We start from the raw sequence: 18,009 nt of genomic DNA, 5'->3' as shown, positions 1-18,009 counted from the left end.
TCGATTCTAATCCATAAAAAGCCAGAAAGTTAATAGCATTTTTCAATCTACGATCCTGTTTCGTTAGCAAGTGCAAAAAAATTCATCGTTCTGTCGTACATTTGCCCATTCCCTAAGCAAAACCCTGACTGACGCAGGGGTAAACACCATTTGCAATGCAACTTTTCATCACTCGGAGTAGAATGTCTATACGTGACAAAAATGTTATTTTCCGATGCCAGTCTGAACCGCTACAATGTCAGACGAATGCCGTAACAGAAGTTAAAGGAAGCAAGACATGAGCACCACTATTGAAAAAATCCAGCGCCAGATCGCTGAAAACCCGATTCTGCTGTATATGAAAGGTTCTCCAAAGCTGCCAAGCTGCGGCTTCTCCGCGCAAGCGGTTCAGGCGCTGTCTGCCTGTGGTGAGCGTTTTGCTTACGTTGATATCCTGCAGAACCCGGACATCCGCGCTGAGCTGCCTAAGTACGCGAACTGGCCGACCTTCCCACAGCTGTGGGTAGACGGTGAACTGGTTGGCGGCTGCGATATCCTGATTGAAATGTATCAGCGCGGCGAACTGCAGCAGCTGATCAAAGAAACCGCGGCGAAGTACAAAACGGAAGAGCCGGACGCAGAGTAACTTTCTGCGGAAATAAAAAAGCGACCTGCTATGGGGTCGCTTTTTTTTTGTCGGGTGGCGCTGCGCTTACCCGACCTACGATTGGCGCTCGGCCTCATCATCCATCGGCAGCGGCCAGCCGCCCAGACGCTTCCAGCGGTTGACGATCTCACAGAACAGCTCTGCGGTACGCTCCGTGTCATACAGCGCGGAGTGCGCCTGCGTGCCATCGAACGGAATGCCAGCCGTAATACAGGCCTTTGATAACACCGTTTGTCCCAGCGCCAGGCCGCTCAGCGCGGCGGTATCGAAGGTCACAAACGGGTGGAAGGGGTTGCGCTTGAGCGCGGCCCGCTCGGCGGCGGCCATGGTAAAGCTGTGATCGAAGGTGGCGTTATGAGCCACCATAATGGCGCGGCTGCAGTTGCTCTCCTTCATGCCTTTGCGCACCATTTTAAAAATGGCGTGCAGCGCATCATATTCACTGACGGCACCGCGCAACGGGTTATGCGGATCGATACCGTTAAACGCCAGCGCTTCCGGCTGTAAGTTTGCCCCTTCGAAAGGTTCAACGTGGAAATGCAGCGTGGTGTCCGGTGTAAGCCAGCCCTGTTCATCCATCTTCAGCGTGATGGCGGCAATTTCGAGCAGCGCATCGGTTTTAGCGTTAAATCCGGCTGTTTCTACATCAATGACAACGGGATAAAAACCACGAAAACGGTCGCACAGACCGCTAAATTGAGCGTTATCGGACATCAGGGTCTCTTACATGGGGAAAAAGCAGAGCGCATTATGGCAAATTTTGCGGGGTGATGCAGTAAAACTACGGGCGCACGTTGCGCCCTGAGGGATCAGTTGCCCAGACCGCGACCGGCGTCTTTGGCTTCAATCAGCTCGATTTTGTAACCGTCCGGATCTTCCACAAACGCAATCACGGTGGTGCCGCCTTTTACCGGGCCCGCTTCGCGCGTGACGTTACCGCCATTTTTGCGAATGCGTTCGCACGCGTCGGCCGCGTTATCCACTTCCAGCGCGATATGGCCGTAGGCCGTGCCCAGCTCATAGCTGTCAACGCCCCAGTTGTAGGTCAGCTCGATCACCGCTTCATCCGTTTCCGGGCCGTAACCCACGAATGCCAGCGAGTATTTGTATTCCGGGTTTTCGCTGGTGCGCAGCAGCTTCATGCCCAGGACGTTAGTGTAGAAATCGATTGAACGTTGCAGGTCGCCAACGCGCAGCATGGTGTGAAGTAGGCGCATAATTTCCTCATTAACCAATGGAATAAAAAAGCTTTTTGAACAGAAACGATGTTTTAGTATAGCGGCGAAGTGTCGCCGCTATCAATGAACAATGGCGAGATTACAGAGAAGGGTAGTCGGTGTAGCCTTCCGCGCCGCCGCCGTAGAAGCTTTCCGGACGCTGCGGGTTGAGTGCCGCTTTTTTCTGCAGACGAGCAACCAGATCCGGGTTGGCGATGTAGTCGCGGCCAAACGCGACGGCATCGATCAGCCCTTTATTGATCAGATCTTCGGCTTTCTCAGGCGTATAAGCACCTGCACCGATGATCACGCCGTGGAAGCGCTCGCGCACTTTCTGGCGGAAGGCTTCAGTGTAAGGCTTACCGCCGGCCCAGTCAGGCTCGGACATGTGCAGATAGGCAATACCGCGTTTGGCCAGCTCTTCAATCAGATAGAGCGCATCCGCTTCCTCGTTCGGGCCGTTGTCGACGTTCTGGAAAGACCCGATTGGGGAGACGCGGATCCCGATACGGTCCGGGCTCCACTCCTTGCATACCGCATCCACCACTTCCAGCACCAGGCGGGCGCGGTTTTCGACGCTGCCGCCGTACTGATCGGTGCGATGGTTTGACGACGGTGACAGGAACTGGTGCAGCAGATAGCCATGCGCGGAGTGCAGCTCAATCAGGTCAAAGCCGGCTTCACGGGCGTTGGCCACGGCCTGACGGAAGTCGTTAACAATCCCCGGGATTTCGTCCAGCTCCAGCGCGCGCGGCATAGAGGTATCCACGCGGATCGCGTTACCGTTTTCATCGCGCAGGGACGTACGGGTATTGGCGCTCAGGGCCGACGCGGAGACCGGTGCCTGACCGCCAGGCTGGATGCTGCTGTGAGAGATACGACCGGTGTGCCACAGCTGAACCGCAATGCGGCCCTCTTCAGCGTGAACGCCCGCGGTGATTTTCTGCCATGCCGCGATCTGCTCCGGGCTATGGAGGCCCGGCGCACCGGCGTAACCCTTCGCCTGAGCAGAGATCTGCGTGGCTTCCGTAATGATCAGGCCAGAGCTTGCGCGTTGACGGTAGTATTCGCCCATCAGCGGGGTTGGGATGTCACCCGGCTCAATGCTGCGCAGACGGGTCAGCGGAGCCATGAACACGCGGTTTGGCGCCGTGACGGCACCCACTTTCAATGGGGTAAACAGTTTTTCAGCTGACATAAAGACTCCTGAGTAGACCAGTCGACTAGTAATAAAGTAAATAAAAAGCGCCCGTTATACGCCAGGCGCAGTAATGCTGTTTTGCACATGTGCCAGCGCGCTTTCCAGCGGCAAGGCACTGCGCGAAATTTTTGCCTGCAGATTGGCCCCTAACCACAGGGAATAGAGCACCTGAGACTGCATTAAGGGGTCGCCGGTAAAGGCCAGCGTTTTTTCGTCGCGGCCTTTTTCCAGCGCCTGGGCCAGCAGGGCGATCACGCCGCGGGCACCCTTATCCATCGCCGAGCGCATATCTTCGGAAAGATCGCACACCTCGGCAGACAGCTTGACCGTCAGGCATCCGCTGATAATGCCCTGCTGACAGAACTGGTTCAGCGTTTCCTGATAGTAGTTCAGAACACGATCCCGATAGTTTCCTTCACCCGACGCAAAGTGGGTCGCCAGACGCTGGTGGTAGCCCGCGTAATGACGCTCCAGCATTGCCACGCCAAAGGCTTCTTTGGACCGGAAGTAGTGATAAAACGACCCCTTCGGTACCTCAGCGGTTTTTAATAACTCGCTCAACCCCATACCGGTAAACCCGCGATGCATGCAAAGACGCTCGCCGGTTGCCAGGAGATGTTCGCGGGTATCGTGTTCAGTATTTCTGCTCATGGCCGCACTCTAATAGACCGTTCGGTCTAATGCAAGCGAGTTTATTGCCGACATGCGTTCAGAATATCCAGCTGCTGTTGATAAACGTTTGATTTCACGTCCATCATACCCAGTACGGTCGAGAACAAATTGTCCTGGGAAACCGCATTTTTTGCAGCGTGGTCGCGTAAACACTGTTCATTGATGCCAAAGTTTTTCGCGTAGTCGGGTGACAGCCAGAACATAAACGGAATGTGCGTTTGCTGCTCCGGCGCCAGCATGTACGGCGTACCGTGCAGATAAATGCCGCTTTCACCCAGTGACTCGCCGTGATCCGAGAGATAAATCAGGGCGGTGTTCATGCTTGCCTGGCGCGCTTTCAGCGCATCAATGGTTTTGCTGACCATGCTGTCGGTATACAGGATGGTGTTGTCATAGGTATTCATCAGCGCCTGATGGTCGCAATCCTGAATTTCATTGGTGTCGCAGGTTGGGGTAAATTTACGGAAATTGTCCGGGTAACGGCGATAGTATGCCGGACCGTGGCTCCCCATCAGGTGGATAACCAGCACCGTGTCCTGCTTCAGACCATCCAGCACGTTGTCCAGACGGTAGAAATTCACATCATCAATACAGGATTTGTCTTTGCAGAACTGATCCAGATTCCACTGCGTCATATCGGTATGCGGCACGCGATCGCAGGCGCCTTTACAGCCGCCGTCGTTGTCGCGCCAGAGCAGGTTGATCCCCGCATGCTTGAGCACATCGAGCAGGCCTTCCTGATGGTGAGCCAGGTCGGCATCGTATTTGCTGCGCGTCATGCCCGAGAACATGCACGGAACGGAAACGGCGGTTTCGGTGCCGCAAGAGGAGGCCTGCGGGAAGTTAATCACATCCTGCTTTTTCAGCTCCGGGTTCGTTTCACGATCGTAACCATTCAGGGAGTAGTTCGCCGCGCGAGAGGCTTCCCCAACGACCAGCACCAGAACGGTTTTCTTTTGCTGGCCGGAAATCAACGGTCCTTTATGGGCATCTTCGCCAATCCGCACCAGCGTTTGATCGCCGGCAAACCAGCGCATTTTGCTGTACTTCACCACGGCGCTGACATAGTTGGCCGGGGTCACCATTTTGACGATGCTTTTGTTGTTGCGAAACAGCGACGCGTAATCTTTATAAAACAGCGCCGCAATCAGGATAATCACCAGCAGGGCACCGAGCACCGCGGCGACGCGCGTCAGCAGGGCATACCACCATTTCCCGGTACGAATGCGGGTCAACGCCAGCACCACGGAGGGAACGAGGCCTGCGATAACAATCCACAGAATCATCTGCGGGGTCACCAGGGCTGTCGCTTCCTGAGAGTTGGTTTCGAACACGTTCACAATCATGTTCTGATCGATCACCGCGCCGTAGGTGTACATAAAGTAGGTGGCCGCGGCGCATCCGACCGTTAAGACGATCAGCAGCGGCTTACGGATATAGGGGATATTCAGCAGGCTAAAGACAATCACCCAGCCGCAAAACAGCACCAGCGGTACGGACGCGGCAAAGAGGATGTCGTGCAGGTGCGCAGGGGCAATAATGGCCCAGCTGCGCTGGATAAACAGCCCATTAATCAACGTAAAAAAGAGTGCACAGCCCAGAGTAAATTTAATGTCGTTACATTGTAACTTTTTGATTAACCACATCGATCGGTAAACCTGTCATTGTCATGATGGGCCGAGTATAAAGAAGGAAGATTAGTGAAACCTTAATGCCACAAATCTGTGGTATAGGCCTTGCACGAGGCGCGTTTAGCGTCTTCACTGTAGGTGAGAGTGGTTATCCGGAGGTGAGTGTGGCAGAGCAGCTGGAGTTTTTCCCCATCCAGAGCCCGTGCCGGGGGATTTGTCAGGTGGATGAACGCGGATATTGCCGCGGGTGCATGCGTACCCGCGACGAGCGATTTAACTGGCAGAACTTTAGCGACACGCAAAAGCAGGAGGTGTTACGCCTCTGCCGTCAGCGTCTTCTGCGCAAAATACGCGCAAACAAAGCCGGTGAGACCGAAGAACCCCAGCAACCTTCACTTTTTTAACACGGTAATTGCGTATACTCATGACATCACGTCCTTGAGGAAAATGTTATGGTTCAGCGAATTACCCTTGCCCCCCAGGGGCCAGAATTCTCCCGTTTTGTGATGGGCTACTGGCGCCTGATGGACTGGAATATGTCCCCCCTCCAGCTGGCGAGCTTTATTGAAGAGCATATCGATCTGGGCGTTACCACGGTCGACCATGCGGATATTTACGGTGGCTATCAGTGTGAAGCCGCATTCGGCGAGGCGCTCAAGCTGATTCCCGCACTCCGCGACCGCATGGAGATCGTCACGAAGTGCGGGATTGCCACCACGGCAAAACCGGAACACGCCCTTGGGCATTACATCACCGACAGCGCGCATATCATCAAGAGCGCTGAGCAGTCGCTGGTCAACCTGGCGACCGACCGTATCGACCTGCTGTTAATCCATCGTCCGGATCCGCTCATGGATGCCGATGAGGTGGCAGAAGCCTTCCTGAACCTGCATCAGAGCGGCAAAGTGCGTCACTTTGGCGTTTCCAACTTTACCCCTGCGCAGTTTGCGCTGCTTCAGTCTCGTCTGCCGTTTACCCTGGCCACCAACCAGGTGGAGATCTCCCCGGTACACCAGCCGCTGCTGCTGGACGGTACGCTTGACCAGCTGCAGCAGCTGCGCATTCGCCCGATGGCCTGGTCATGCCTGGGAGGCGGACGCCTGTTCAATGATGATGAATTCCAGCCGCTGCGTAACGAGCTGGACACCATCGCCCGCGAGCTGAACGCGGAGAGCATCGAACAGGTGGTTTACGCCTGGATCCTGCGTCTGCCGTCAAAACCGCTGCCGATTATTGGTTCTGGCAAAATTGAACGCGTGCGTTCTGCACTGGCGGCTGAAGAGCTGCAGATGACCCGCCAGCAGTGGTTCCGCATCCGCAAGGCTGCGCTGGGTTACGACGTGCCATAAACCGCCAGAAGATGACTTTCCGGTGAAATCTTTGCCCCTGGTATACACTTAAGGGGCAAAAAATAACCAGCGGAGGTCATATGAAGCGTTTTGCTCTGGCAATGGTCGCGCTGGTTGTTTGCGCAGGGGCGCAGGCAGCCAGCGACGAAGTGGAAATGAATCTCGTCACCTCTCAGGGGGTAGGTCAGTCCATCGGAACAGTGAAAATCACGGAAACCGATAAAGGACTGGAGTTCGCTCCCAACCTCAAAGCACTCCCGCCCGGTGAGCATGGTTTTCATGTTCACGCCAAAGGAAGCTGTCAGCCCGCGTTAAAAGAGGGGAAACCGTCGGCTGCGGAAGCGGCAGGCGGTCACCTTGACCCGCAGCACTCCGGCAAGCATGAGGGCCCCGAAGGCATGGGACATCTGGGCGATCTGCCCGTGCTGGTGGTCAATAACGACGGTAAAGCCACCGATCCCGTTGTCGCGCCGCGGCTGAAAAAGCTGGATGAGGTGAAAGGCAAAGCGCTGATGATCCACGTCGGCGGCGACAATATGTCCGATCAGCCTAAACCGCTTGGCGGCGGCGGGGCGCGTTATGCCTGCGGCGTGATCTGATCCCCAATCGTACCCGGCGGTGGTGCCTGTTCCAGCTGCGACAGCGAGCAGTGCAGCCGCCAGATTATCGAGGCCAAATCGCGGGCGGCGGGGAGATGATGTCGTGCAAGCGTATCGCAGATCCGCTGCAGTTCATTCAGCGTGGCTTCCAGCGGCCGCTGCTGGACCCCGCGTTCGCTCATGACATCACGCAGCAGGGAGATGCAAACGTCACGCACCTGCGACAGCGGGTCGGAACGCGTTTCCCACCCGCGAAGCTGCCAGACCACGTGCGAGCAGTTCAGCAGCACCACGCCCCAGCGCAGCAGCCAGCGCCGGGAAAGCGCGTCCTGGCTGTTATTGAGCTGGCTGACGTGATGATAAACCAGCGATTCATATTCACTCTCACGAAGATGCGGTTTGCGGCTGAGCTGGTCGACAAACCCCCGGCGTAACTCCCGGATATGCCTGCGGCTTTTGCGGGCATCGGAGCCGGGACGCAGCACCGCGAAGGCCAGCCACGCCAGCCCCACGCCGAGGATCTTTGCCAGGTTGTCATTGAGAAAATCGGCGTAATCGTACACCGGTGGATTCGTCACGGAGATAAACGAGCCCATAAAGACAATCAGCTGTCCCCAAAGGCCCGCCAGCTTCGGCATCTGCAGCTTGAGTAGCTGCATGGTGGTCAACAGCGGAAAGAGGAACAGCAGGAACTGCCAGAGATCGCTTATCTGCACCATCAGGCCAAACTTCACCACGAAACTGAACAGCGACAGCAGCACCAGGGTGCGCAGCAGGAGCGTCAGCGAGTTAAACGGCGAGGCCGCGACGGAGTAAAGCACGCAGCTGATGGCGGCGAGCGTCAGGGCCGCCGTACCGGACTCCCACTGCGTGGTGATACTCCACGCGCCCACCAGCATCAGCGCGCAAAAGGTGCGAAAACCGCTCCACAGCGCTTCCAGGTAGTCGGTATGGCGGGCGAGAGCCGGGCTCCCGGGAACGTTGAACTCCGTGACCGGCGTGGCGTTCTCTACCGCGTTAATCCAGCGGCTGCTGCGCAGGTAGAGTCGGCAAAAGTAATTCAGACGCTGCCAGAAGGCGCGATGGCGATAATCATATTCATCCACCGGGGCGAGCGGGGCGATTATTCGCGCGACCGTGTAGATGTCTGCATCCGGGCGCGCAAGGGTTGCGAGCAGCGTTTCAATCACCGCGCGCGTGTTTTCCGGCGGCGTTGGCCAGTTGAGCAGCATCCGGCGCAGGCTGGAGATGGCGCTGGTCATGCGCAGCTGCTGGTGCAGCAAATAGTTAAGCAGGGTGTTCTGACGGCGAAAGCGGTAGTGGCTCCAGAACGCCTGAATACGCAGCAGATTCATTGTCAGGATCTGTCCTATCACCTTTTCATGGGCGAGACGGATCTCATCGCTGGTATCCGGTTGCCACAGCAGGCTCGCGTGCTCAAGCAGCCGGGTGTGCATGGTTTTAAGGGCGGTGATGAGTGCGGTGCCGTCGGAAGTGCTGGGGAGGATCATCATCATAAATCCGCCGCAGAGGATCCCGACAATCACTTCGCAGACGCGCGCCTGTGCAATATCCCACAGCTCGGTGGTATCGAGCACATTCACCACCGGGAAGGCAATAATGGCGGCGGTATAGCCCGCCAGCTGGAAAGCGTAGGCCACGTTGTTGGTGAAATGGGCGCAGGCCCAGGTACAGCATCCCAGCCATGCCGCCATGCTCAGGAGGAACAGCCATGGGTCGTTCAGCGTGTGGCCGGCGATAATTAACGCCGCCGTGGCACCCAGCAGGCTGCCGGCGATACGCCCAAGGCTTTTACTGATCACCCCACCAACGGTGGGAAAACTCACCACTGCGGCAGAGGTCATCGCCCAGTACGGCTCATCCAGGTTCAGGTAATAGGCGACGGTCAGCGCCAGACACATGGCAATGCCGTTACGCAGCGCGTAGCGCCACTGAGGACGCGTCGCTTTCATCCACGGCGAGTTTTGCCAGGAGAGCGCCTGCAGCTTCATTAAGGGGTTCCGATGGAGACAGTGCAGGTGGTGCCGGATACCAGCGTGATGCCCTGCGGTAAATGGTCAAACTCCACGCGAACAGGCACGCGTTGAGCGAGACGCACCCAGGGGACGTTCGGCTTGATATCCGGCACCAGGCCGGAATCTGTTTCAACGCTTTGATCGTAAATGGCGCGACCAATGCTGGAGACGTGACCCTGTAACCTTTGCGAGCCGCTGTACAGCGTAATCGCTGCTGGCGATCCCTCGCGAATATGTCGAAGCTTGGTCTCTTCGAAGTAGCCCACTACGTAGAAGGAGTGGCTGTCGACCAGGGCGAAAACGGGCTGTCCCGTGGTGGCATAGTTACCCACGCGGGCGGAAAGGTTGGTCACCCATCCATCGACAGGGGCGGTAATCACGGTTTGGGTCAGCTCCCACTGCGCCTGCTTCAGCGTCGCCTCAGCCACGTTGACGCTCGCCTGCATCGCCTTAACGTTGAGGTTGGCGGTGTCTAAATCTTCCGCGGAGATGTAGTTTTGCGACAGGTGACGGCGGCGGTTGGCCTCGTTGTTGGCCTTTGCCAGATCAGACTGGGCTTTTGCCAGCTGCGCCTGGGCATTCAGAATCGCGATATGGTACGGCGTGTCGTCGATTCGGAATAAAACCTCTCCCTTTTTAACGTACTGGTTATCCTTAACCAGCAGCGACGTAATGCTTCCCGATACCTGCGGGGTAATGCTGACCTGCTCAGCGCGAATCTTACCGTCACGCGTCCAGGGCGACTGCATGTAATAATTCCAGAGCCACCATCCGGCGACCAGCGCAAGGACCAGAACAAACAGGGTGGAAAAGTACTTCAGCGTTTTCAGGGGCATAGTCACCACACGATCAGAACAGCAAGGCCCAGGCATACACAGAGGGCAAACAGGGAAAGATCCATCAGCATGGGATGCCAGATTTCGCCGGAATACATCCAGTCGCGAAGCAGGCGATGCGCGATGAGCCAGAGAATAAAGCCCACCAGCACGGCCTTAAACAGAGGGGGAAAGTAGACTGACGCACCGAAGATCAGGTCCTGGAGGGGTAAACCCTCTGAGCGATGAAAAAAGGTCACGAGCAGAGATCCTTTGCAGTGAACAGAATGCCGTGTTGGCTTGTCTGAGTATGAAGAAGCATCACAATTCAGTGTAAGTCATACTTTTGAGTTAGATGAATGCAGTATTGCATTTGTTTTGCCATTACAAATGCTGCACACTATTCTAAAATCAGTATAATAACTTAGCAAGCTAATTATAAGGAGATGAAATTGGAATCGCCATTAGGTTCTGATCTGGCAAGGTTGGTACGCGTCTGGCGTGCTCTGATTGACCATCGCCTGAAACCTCTGGAATTGACGCAGACGCATTGGGTCACGCTGCACAACATTCATCAGCTGCCGCCCGACCAGTCGCAAATTCAACTGGCAAAAGCGATAGGCATTGAGCAACCGTCACTGGTGCGCACGCTTGACCAGCTGGAAGAGAAGGGGCTGATCTCCCGACAAACCTGCGCCAGCGATCGTCGCGCCAAGCGGATAAAACTCACTGAGAAAGCGGCGCCTATCATTACTGAAATGGAAGCTGTGATTACCAAAACGCGCGGTGAAATCCTTTCAGGCGTTTCACCGGCGGAGCTGGAAATGCTCATTAGCCTCATTGCTCGCCTTGAGCAAAACATCCATGAGCTACAGTCTCGCGACTGATCAACACCAAGGCCTTGCAGCAGCAAGGCCTTTTATTACTTAAAGACCACCACTCGATTACGGCCTGTCTCCTTCGCTTCATACATCGCCTTGTCGGCACTCTCCACGCACGCTTCTGCGGTCACGGTCGATGACGTCGCCGTAAATACTCCCATGCTGATGGTAATCGGCTCAGGTAGCTGCCCTCCGCTGCTGGTTTTATCAAAGCTGCTTAGCTTCAACCGAATACGTTCCGCCACCTGGTGGGCTGCATCTGAAGAGGTGTTGGCCAGCATCAGCACAAACTCCTCACCGCCGATTCGAGCCGCGATGTCCTGCGGGCGTACGGAATCCATCAGCAGATTGGCGACAAACTGTAAGACTTTGTCTCCCTGAAGGTGGCCATAGTTATCGTTGATACGCTTGAAGCGGTCGAGATCGCTGACGATAACCGAAACTGGGCGGCTGGGTTTCGCCATGTCCAGCGCCTGGTTTAACGATTCATAAAAATAGCTGCGGTTATACAGGCGCGTAAGCGGATCGCGAATCGAATTTTGATATGACTGCTGATATTTTAAATGGGAATCACGGTACAGCATGAAGACGTCGTAGAGCAGTACAAAAATAATCATCAGCGTAGCGACGGTTTCAAATAGCCGGGCGCGATACCACGATATATCTTCAGCATGTCCGCCTACTAACAGCATGGCGAGCGTGACGATATAGCAAACGCACAGGAAATTTCCGCCTACCCAGAATAAATTGCGCACGCGCGTGACAAACATCAGCGTTACTAATGAAACCACCCAGAAGACAATTAAAGAAATATTTATGCATTGGCTCCAGAGCACCATAAACTGACGGGTTTCGTTATCAACCAGGTCAATGGATAACAAGGGCGAGTGACTGGAATATATCCAGGCCAGTCCCACAACACAGGCGGTAAAGAGAAACGCCCCGCTCACAATTGAGATATGCGCCAACCGTGAAAAAGGGTAATCGCGCGTAGGATAGAGTACTGCCGCAACGATGAACAACACCGCCATTAAAAAGTGGCGGAACATAAAGTAGATCATCGCATCGTTGTAGTTCACGACGTTGAACTGATAGAGGTTCAGCCATGCTGGAAAGCTGGACAGCGTTCCGACCATCAACAATGCCGAACCGGCAAAGGCAAAGGCGATCGCAATCAGATAGAGCCGCCGCTTATCACACCAGTATTTCATTGCCATAAAGCAGGCAATAAACAGGTGAAACACGAGCAAAAAAATGGTGAGCGTAGGGAACAAAAGAGGCGAGAAGGAGGGAACCCATTCAACCACTTTTGAAAAGAGAGCTTGTAATATTCCGATGACGACAAGGCAACCGAAACAGAACGAGATATAACGACCTTTTAGACAACGACTATTCGCAAGCATATAAGTTTTTACAAAATGAGAAATACATCATGAAGAGGTAATTGCGAAGAGTCTAAGCAAGTAATGCAATAAATACTTTGCGCGGAGACAATATACGATGAGATTAAATATTTGTGGGGTGAATATATTTTGTAAAAATATTCGTATAAGTGATGTATATTGTAAATGGATGTGGCCCAATGGCCACATCCATTTTTAATTAACGTGGAGAAACGGTCACCTGGCTTCCGTTGCTTGCCAGCACAACGCGCTGACCTGCGGAGAAGCGGGTGCTGCCTTGTTTCTGAACAACCATAATGGTGCTGCCGTCGTCTTTACGAATTTCCAACTCGACGCCCTGGGTTTTGTTCATCGCACCCTGAACACCCTGGCCTGCTACACCACCGGCCACTGCGCCTGCGGCTGTTGCCAGAGAACGGCCCGTACCGCCGCCGACGGTATTACCCAGGAAACCACCCAGAACGGCACCGCCGATGGCGCCCATCACGTTGTTTTCATCACCACCCTGAATCTGTACAGGGCGTGCGTTAACAACGGTACCGTAAGTCACGTTCTGAACCTGTTTCGCTTCAGAAGCGCTATACACGTCGCCAGAAAGTGAACTGTCATTCACACAGCCAGCCAGAGTTAAACCAATCAGCGAAACGCCCAGTACACGTAAAATCATTTGAATCTCCTGTTCACCAAAAACGCCCGATGGGGGGCATCCGTTATGGCTAAATTATATGGCATAAGGGGCCATCGTTCATATCTTTGCACTAACAATAGGAAAATTGTACTTGAATTTGACTTAACGAGACATAAACAGGATCCGCCCACGCTACCCGTCTGACATTGTTAAAAAATATTATTGCCGGATGGCAAAGCGACGCCGTTTATGGTTGAGTGGATATCCTTAGCCCACGCAACGTAAGGAAAGCGCATGAAATCGGGTCGCTACATTGGTGTGATGTCAGGCACCAGTCTGGATGGGGTAGATGTCGTTCTGGCTGCCATTGATGAGAACATGGTGGCGCAGCAGGCGAGCCTGACCTGGCCAATCCCCATTTCACTGAAAGAGGATATTCTCAGTATCTGTCAGGGGCAGCAGCTGACCCTTTCGCAGCTTGGACAGCTGGATGTCCGCCTGGGGGCGCTGTTTGCGGATGCGGTGCAGGCTTTGATGCAAAAAGAACATCTTCGTCCGCAGGATGTGGTGGCCATCGGGTGTCACGGACAAACGGTCTGGCATGAACCCATCGGCGATGCCCCGCACACCCTGCAAATCGGCGATAACAACCAGATTGTGGCGAAGACGGGCGTCACGGTGGTCGGCGATTTCCGTCGTCGCGATATTGCTCTTGGCGGACAGGGCGCACCGCTGGTGCCCGCGTTTCATCAGGCGCTGCTGGCGCACCCTTCAGAACGGCGTATGGTGCTCAACATTGGTGGGATCGCCAATCTGTCGATGCTTATTCCGGGGCAGCCGGTCCGCGGCTACGATACCGGCCCGGGCAATATGTTAATGGATGCCTGGATCTGGCGTCAGTGCGGGCAACCGTATGATAAAAATGCGGAGTGGGCGAGTGAGGGTAAGGTGATTCTCCCGCTGCTGCAGTCCATGCTGAGCGATCCTTATTTTGCCTTACCGGCACCGAAAAGCACGGGGCGTGAATACTTCAACTTTGGCTGGCTTGAGCGCCAGCTGGCGTCATTCCCGGCGCTCGCGCCGCAGGATGTTCAGGCGACGCTTGCCGAGCTTACGGCCGTGTCGATTTCTGAACAGGTGCTGCTTAGCGGCGGATGTGAACGCCTGCTGGTGTGCGGCGGGGGAAGCCGTAACCCGCTGGTGATGGCGCGTCTTGCCGGGCTGCTGCCGGGTACCGAAGTGTCGACGACCGATGAGGCCGGCATCAGCGGGGATGATATGGAGGCGCTGGCCTTTGCCTGGCTTGCCTGGCGCACCGTTGCCGGGCTGCCGGGCAATTTACCGTCGGTAACCGGCGCGCGCGAGGCGAGCGTGCTAGGGGCGATTTTCCCGGCAAATCCGCGTCATAATCAGAGTTAACTGAAATTCAGCGCGGCGCGTCGTCGTTAGAATGGAACGAAACAGGGGGGCAGCCATGCCCTCCAGGACCAGGATAGTCTTCGGAATATGCCCATGAAAAAACTTCTTCTTATTGCCGCCCCTTTGCTGCTGTCAGGATGCAGCGTCTACAACCAGCTCGTTGAGCGCATGCAGACCGATACCCTGGAGTATCGCTGCGACGAAAAACCGTTGACCGTGAAGCTGAACAATCCGCGCCAGGAAGCCAGTTTTGTTTACGACAATAAATTGTTGACGCTGAAGCAGGGCATTTCGGCCTCGGGCGCACGCTACACCGACGGTATCTATGTCTTCTGGTCGAAAGGCGACAGCGCCACGGTCTACAAACGCGACCGTATTGTGCTGAACAATTGCCAGCTCGAAAATCCGAAGCGTTGAGATTTTTACAGGGGCGGCGCACAATAGCGCCACCCACTCTCAATGTCAGCTAACGCCATGTCAGATAACGACGAACTGCAGCAAATTGCGCATCTGCGCCGTGAATACACCAAAGGCGGCCTGCGTCGCCAGGATCTTCCCGCTGAACCCCTCGTGCTTTTTGAACGCTGGCTGAAACAGGCCTGCGAAGCGAAACTTGCCGACCCAACGGCGATGGTTGTCGCAACGGTAGATGAAAACGGTCAACCGTATCAGCGTATCGTATTGCTCAAGCATTATGACGAGAAAGGGCTGGTGTTCTATACCAACCTTGGCAGCCGCAAAGCGCACCATCTGGAAAACAATCCGCGTATCAGCCTGCTGTTCCCGTGGCACATGCTGGAACGTCAGGTCATGGTGACCGGCAAAGCGGAACGTCTCTCGACGCTGGAAGTGGTGAAGTATTTCCACAGTCGTCCGCGTGACAGCCAGATTGGCGCCTGGGTATCAAAACAGTCCAGCCGCATTTCCGCCCGCGGCGTGCTGGAAAGTAAATTCCTCGAGCTGAAGCAGAAGTTCCAGCAGGGTGAAATCCCGCTGCCGAGCTTCTGGGGTGGTTTCCGCATCCCGATTGAGCAAATCGAGTTCTGGCAGGGGGGCGAACATCGCCTGCACGACCGCTTTTTATACCAGCGCGAGAATGGCGGCTGGAAAATCGACAGACTGGCGCCGTAATCCCCGAAATTTGTTGATTTAAGCGCTAGCGCACACCGCGCTTGCGCTTTATTCTATGGTCCTTTCGCATCAGGCGAAAAGTCGTGTACCGGCAAAGGTGCAGTCGTTTATACATGGAGAATTTGATGGCAAGCAGTAACTTGATTAAACAATTGCAAGAGCGGGGCCTCGTGGCCCAGGTGACGGACGAGGAAGCGTTAGCAGAGCGACTGGCGCAAGGCCCGATCGCGCTCTATTGCGGCTTCGATCCCACCGCTGACAGCTTGCATTTGGGGCATCTTGTTCCATTGTTATGCCTGAAACGCTTCCAGATGGCGGGCCATAAGCCTGTTGCCCTGGTGGGCGGCGCGACCGGTCTGATTGGTGACCCAAGCTTTAAAGCCGCTGAGCGTAAACTGAACACCGAAGATACCGTGCAGGAGTGGGTCGATAAGATCCGCAAACAGGTTGCACCGTTCCTCGACTTCAACTGTGGCGATAACGCCGCGATTGCCGCGAACAACTACGACTGGTTTGGCAGCATGAACGTGCTGACCTTCCTGCGCGACATCGGCAAGCACTTCTCTGTTAACCAGATGATTAACAAAGAGGCCGTGAAGCAGCGTCTGAACCGTGACGACCAGGGTATCTCCTTTACCGAGTTCTCCTACAACCTGCTGCAGGGGTATGACTTTGCCTGCCTGAACAAACTGCACGGTGTTTCCCTGCAGATTGGCGGTTCTGACCAGTGGGGTAATATCACCTCCGGTATCGACCTGACCCGTCGCCTGCACCAGAATCAGGTCTTTGGTCTGACCGTTCCGCTGATTACCAAAGCTGACGGTACCAAATTTGGTAAAACCGAAGGCGGCGCGGTATGGCTCGATCCGAAGAAAACCAGCCCGTACAAATTCTACCAGTTCTGGATCAACACGGCGGATGCCGATGTTTATCGCTTCCTGAAGTTCTTCACCTTTATGGATATTGAAGACATCAATGCGCTGGAAGAAGAAGACAAGAACAGCGGTAAAGCGCCACGCGCGCAGTACGTGCTGGCAGATGAAGTGACCAAACTGGTTCACGGTGAAGAAGGTCTGGCCGCGGCAAAACGCATTACTGCAAGCCTGTTCAACGGTACCCTGAGCGATCTGAGCGAAGCGGACTTCGAACAGCTGGCGCAGGACGGCGTGCCAATGGTTGAGATGGAGAAAGGGGCTGACCTGATGCAGGCGCTGGTGGATTCTGAGCTGCAGCCTTCCCGCGGTCAGGCGCGTAAAACCATCGCCTCAAACGCGATCACCATCAACGGTGAAAAGCAGGCTGACCCGGAATACACCTTTGTTGATGGCGACCGTCTGTATGGCCGCTACACCCTGCTGCGTCGCGGTAAGAAAAACTACTGCCTTGTCTGCTGGAAATAATTAACAGTCTCGAGGGGCGTGGGAAACCACGCCCCTTTTGTTTTTTCAGGGTTTGGTAAGCATAAAATGAAGAACATCCTCGCCATTCAGTCCCACGTTGTTTTTGGACATGCTGGCAACAGCGCTGCGGAATTCCCGATGCGCCGCCTCGGCGTCAACGTCTGGCCCCTCAATACCGTTCAGTTCTCTAACCACACGCAGTATGGCAAATGGACCGGCTGCGTGATGCCGCCTTCGCACCTCACCGAGGTTGTGCAGGGCATTGCCGATATCGACCAGCTCAAGCGCTGTGACGCCGTATTGAGCGGTTATCTTGGTTCAGCGGAGCAGGGGGAACATATCCTCGGCATCGTGCGTCAGGTAAAGGCTGCCAACCCGTCGGCAAAATACTTCTGCGACCCCGTTATGGGCCATCCGGAGAAAGGCTGTATCGTGGCGCCAGGTGTGGCAGAATTCCACGTTCGCCATGCGCTGCCCGCCAGCGATATCATTGCGCCAAACCTGGTCGAACTGGAAATTCTCTGCGAGCATCCGGTTAACAGCGTAGAAGAGGCCGTAAGCGCGTCACGCGAGCTGATCGCGCAGGGGCCTGAGGTTGTGCTGGTAAAACACCTCGCGCGCGCAGGGCTAAGCCAGGATCGCTTTGAGATGCTGCTGGTGACGAAAGAGGATGCCTGGCATATCAGCCGTCCGCTGGTGGATTTTGGCCCGCGTCAGCCGGTGGGCGTGGGCGATGTGACCAGCGGGCTGCTGCTGGTGAAACTGCTTCAGGGTGCAACGGTGAGGGACGCGCTGGAGCACGTTACGGCAGCGGTGTACGAAATTATGATTGCGACGAAAGAGATGCAGGAATATGAACTGCAGGTGGTCGCGGCACAGGATCGTATCGCGAAGCCGGAGCACTATTTCAGCGCAACCCAGCTTTAAACGATGCCGGGTGGCGCTGCGCTTACCCGGCCTACAAAACCCGTCGGCCCGTGC

The 18,009-nt window shown here is 55.3% G+C and carries 20 protein-coding genes; 10 read left to right on the top strand and 10 right to left on the bottom strand.

Annotated features, from left to right (window positions below; genetic code table 11):
* The first annotated feature begins 277 nt into the window (after positions 1–277).
* Positions 278–625: a monothiol glutaredoxin 4 gene (gene grxD / locus ACVCAM_RS09640; protein WP_003832760.1), complete on the top strand. Its 348-nt coding sequence runs from the start codon at positions 278–280 to the stop codon at positions 623–625.
* A gap of 75 nt (positions 626–700) precedes the next feature.
* Here grxD and rnt read toward each other — a convergent pair whose 3' ends face one another.
* The 5 genes from rnt to eptA all read right to left on the bottom strand — a co-directional run bounded on the left by rnt (position 701) and on the right by eptA (position 5,382).
* On the bottom strand, positions 701–1,360 hold the full coding sequence (rnt, locus tag ACVCAM_RS09635) for a ribonuclease T (protein ID WP_008500592.1): 660 nt from the start codon (positions 1,358–1,360) through the stop codon (positions 701–703).
* A gap of 95 nt (positions 1,361–1,455) precedes the next feature.
* Positions 1,456–1,863 (bottom strand): lactoylglutathione lyase, encoded by a 408-nt coding sequence (gene gloA, locus ACVCAM_RS09630; RefSeq protein ID WP_008500591.1) that lies wholly within the window; start codon positions 1,861–1,863, stop codon positions 1,456–1,458.
* Positions 1,864–1,963: 100 nt separating this feature from the next.
* Positions 1,964–3,061 (bottom strand): alkene reductase, encoded by a 1,098-nt coding sequence (gene nemA, locus ACVCAM_RS09625; RefSeq protein WP_039023853.1) that lies wholly within the window; start codon positions 3,059–3,061, stop codon positions 1,964–1,966.
* A gap of 54 nt (positions 3,062–3,115) precedes the next feature.
* Complete coding sequence (locus ACVCAM_RS09620) at positions 3,116–3,715, bottom strand: TetR/AcrR family transcriptional regulator (RefSeq protein ID WP_070532611.1); 600 nt, start codon at positions 3,713–3,715, stop codon at positions 3,116–3,118.
* Positions 3,716–3,756: 41 nt separating this feature from the next.
* Complete coding sequence (gene eptA / locus ACVCAM_RS09615; RefSeq protein WP_407223277.1) at positions 3,757–5,382, bottom strand: phosphoethanolamine transferase EptA; 1,626 nt, start codon at positions 5,380–5,382, stop codon at positions 3,757–3,759.
* Between the two features lie 149 nt (positions 5,383–5,531).
* Here eptA and ACVCAM_RS09610 point away from each other — a divergent pair, with 149 nt between their 5' ends.
* The 3 genes from ACVCAM_RS09610 (at position 5,532) to sodC (ending at position 7,315) form a co-directional block, all read left to right on the top strand.
* The gene (locus ACVCAM_RS09610; protein ID WP_008500587.1) at positions 5,532–5,771 is read left to right on the top strand and encodes a DUF1289 domain-containing protein; all 240 of its coding nucleotides are present in this window, start codon (positions 5,532–5,534) and stop codon (positions 5,769–5,771) included.
* Positions 5,772–5,819: 48 nt separating this feature from the next.
* A complete protein-coding gene (locus ACVCAM_RS09605) occupies positions 5,820–6,716 on the top strand; it encodes an aldo/keto reductase (protein WP_333073247.1) in 897 nt (298 codons plus the stop codon).
* An 80-nt stretch (positions 6,717–6,796) separates the two neighbouring features.
* Complete coding sequence (gene sodC, locus ACVCAM_RS09600; RefSeq protein ID WP_008500584.1) at positions 6,797–7,315, top strand: superoxide dismutase [Cu-Zn] SodC; 519 nt, start codon at positions 6,797–6,799, stop codon at positions 7,313–7,315.
* Here the strand turns inward: sodC and ACVCAM_RS09595 are convergent.
* From ACVCAM_RS09595 to ACVCAM_RS09585, 3 genes are read right to left on the bottom strand one after another with little or no spacing between them, the layout of a single operon-like run.
* Positions 7,294–9,327 (bottom strand): FUSC family protein, encoded by a 2,034-nt coding sequence (locus ACVCAM_RS09595; protein WP_023292628.1) that lies wholly within the window; start codon positions 9,325–9,327, stop codon positions 7,294–7,296. The genes sodC and ACVCAM_RS09595 overlap by 22 nt on opposite strands.
* The gene (locus ACVCAM_RS09590) at positions 9,327–10,187 is read right to left on the bottom strand and encodes an efflux RND transporter periplasmic adaptor subunit (RefSeq protein ID WP_023292627.1); all 861 of its coding nucleotides are present in this window, start codon (positions 10,185–10,187) and stop codon (positions 9,327–9,329) included. Before ACVCAM_RS09590 ends, ACVCAM_RS09595 begins: the two co-directional genes overlap by 1 nt.
* A 2-nt stretch (positions 10,188–10,189) precedes the next feature.
* Positions 10,190–10,426, bottom strand: a complete 237-nt coding sequence (locus ACVCAM_RS09585) for a DUF1656 domain-containing protein (RefSeq protein ID WP_008500581.1) — start codon at positions 10,424–10,426, stop codon at positions 10,190–10,192.
* A gap of 186 nt (positions 10,427–10,612) precedes the next feature.
* On the opposite strand from ACVCAM_RS09585, the gene slyA reads away from it, so the two are divergent.
* The gene (gene slyA / locus ACVCAM_RS09580) at positions 10,613–11,053 is read left to right on the top strand and encodes a transcriptional regulator SlyA (protein ID WP_021241135.1); all 441 of its coding nucleotides are present in this window, start codon (positions 10,613–10,615) and stop codon (positions 11,051–11,053) included.
* A 35-nt stretch (positions 11,054–11,088) separates the two neighbouring features.
* Here the strand turns inward: slyA and ACVCAM_RS09575 are convergent, their stop codons facing one another.
* Positions 11,089–12,450, bottom strand: coding sequence for a sensor domain-containing diguanylate cyclase (locus ACVCAM_RS09575; protein WP_025911574.1), 1,362 nt, complete (start codon positions 12,448–12,450; stop codon positions 11,089–11,091).
* A gap of 199 nt (positions 12,451–12,649) precedes the next feature.
* Entirely contained in the window at positions 12,650–13,117 is a 468-nt protein-coding gene (gene slyB / locus ACVCAM_RS09570; RefSeq protein ID WP_008500578.1) for an outer membrane lipoprotein SlyB, read from the bottom strand.
* Between the two features lie 255 nt (positions 13,118–13,372).
* On the opposite strand from slyB, the gene anmK reads away from it, so the two are divergent.
* From anmK to pdxY, 5 genes are all read left to right on the top strand, one after another.
* Complete coding sequence (gene anmK / locus ACVCAM_RS09565) at positions 13,373–14,497, top strand: anhydro-N-acetylmuramic acid kinase (RefSeq protein WP_023343975.1); 1,125 nt, start codon at positions 13,373–13,375, stop codon at positions 14,495–14,497.
* Between the two features lie 87 nt (positions 14,498–14,584).
* Positions 14,585–14,914, top strand: coding sequence for a C-type lysozyme inhibitor (gene mliC / locus ACVCAM_RS09560; protein WP_085930290.1), 330 nt, complete (start codon positions 14,585–14,587; stop codon positions 14,912–14,914).
* Positions 14,915–14,971: 57 nt separating this feature from the next.
* On the top strand, positions 14,972–15,628 hold the full coding sequence (gene pdxH, locus ACVCAM_RS09555; RefSeq protein ID WP_008500575.1) for a pyridoxamine 5'-phosphate oxidase: 657 nt from the start codon (positions 14,972–14,974) through the stop codon (positions 15,626–15,628).
* A gap of 125 nt (positions 15,629–15,753) precedes the next feature.
* Positions 15,754–17,028 (top strand): tyrosine--tRNA ligase, encoded by a 1,275-nt coding sequence (tyrS, locus tag ACVCAM_RS09550; protein ID WP_008500574.1) that lies wholly within the window; start codon positions 15,754–15,756, stop codon positions 17,026–17,028.
* Between the two features lie 66 nt (positions 17,029–17,094).
* Positions 17,095–17,955 carry a pyridoxal kinase PdxY gene (gene pdxY, locus ACVCAM_RS09545; RefSeq protein ID WP_044596742.1) on the top strand — a complete coding sequence of 287 codons (861 nt, stop codon included), beginning with the start codon at positions 17,095–17,097 and terminating at the stop codon, positions 17,953–17,955.
* The last annotated feature ends 54 nt before the right edge of the window (positions 17,956–18,009 follow it).

It is taken from the genome of Enterobacter sp. CFEC122, from assembly GCF_052983755.1.
This window is presented reverse-complemented; position numbering and strand designations above follow the sequence as displayed.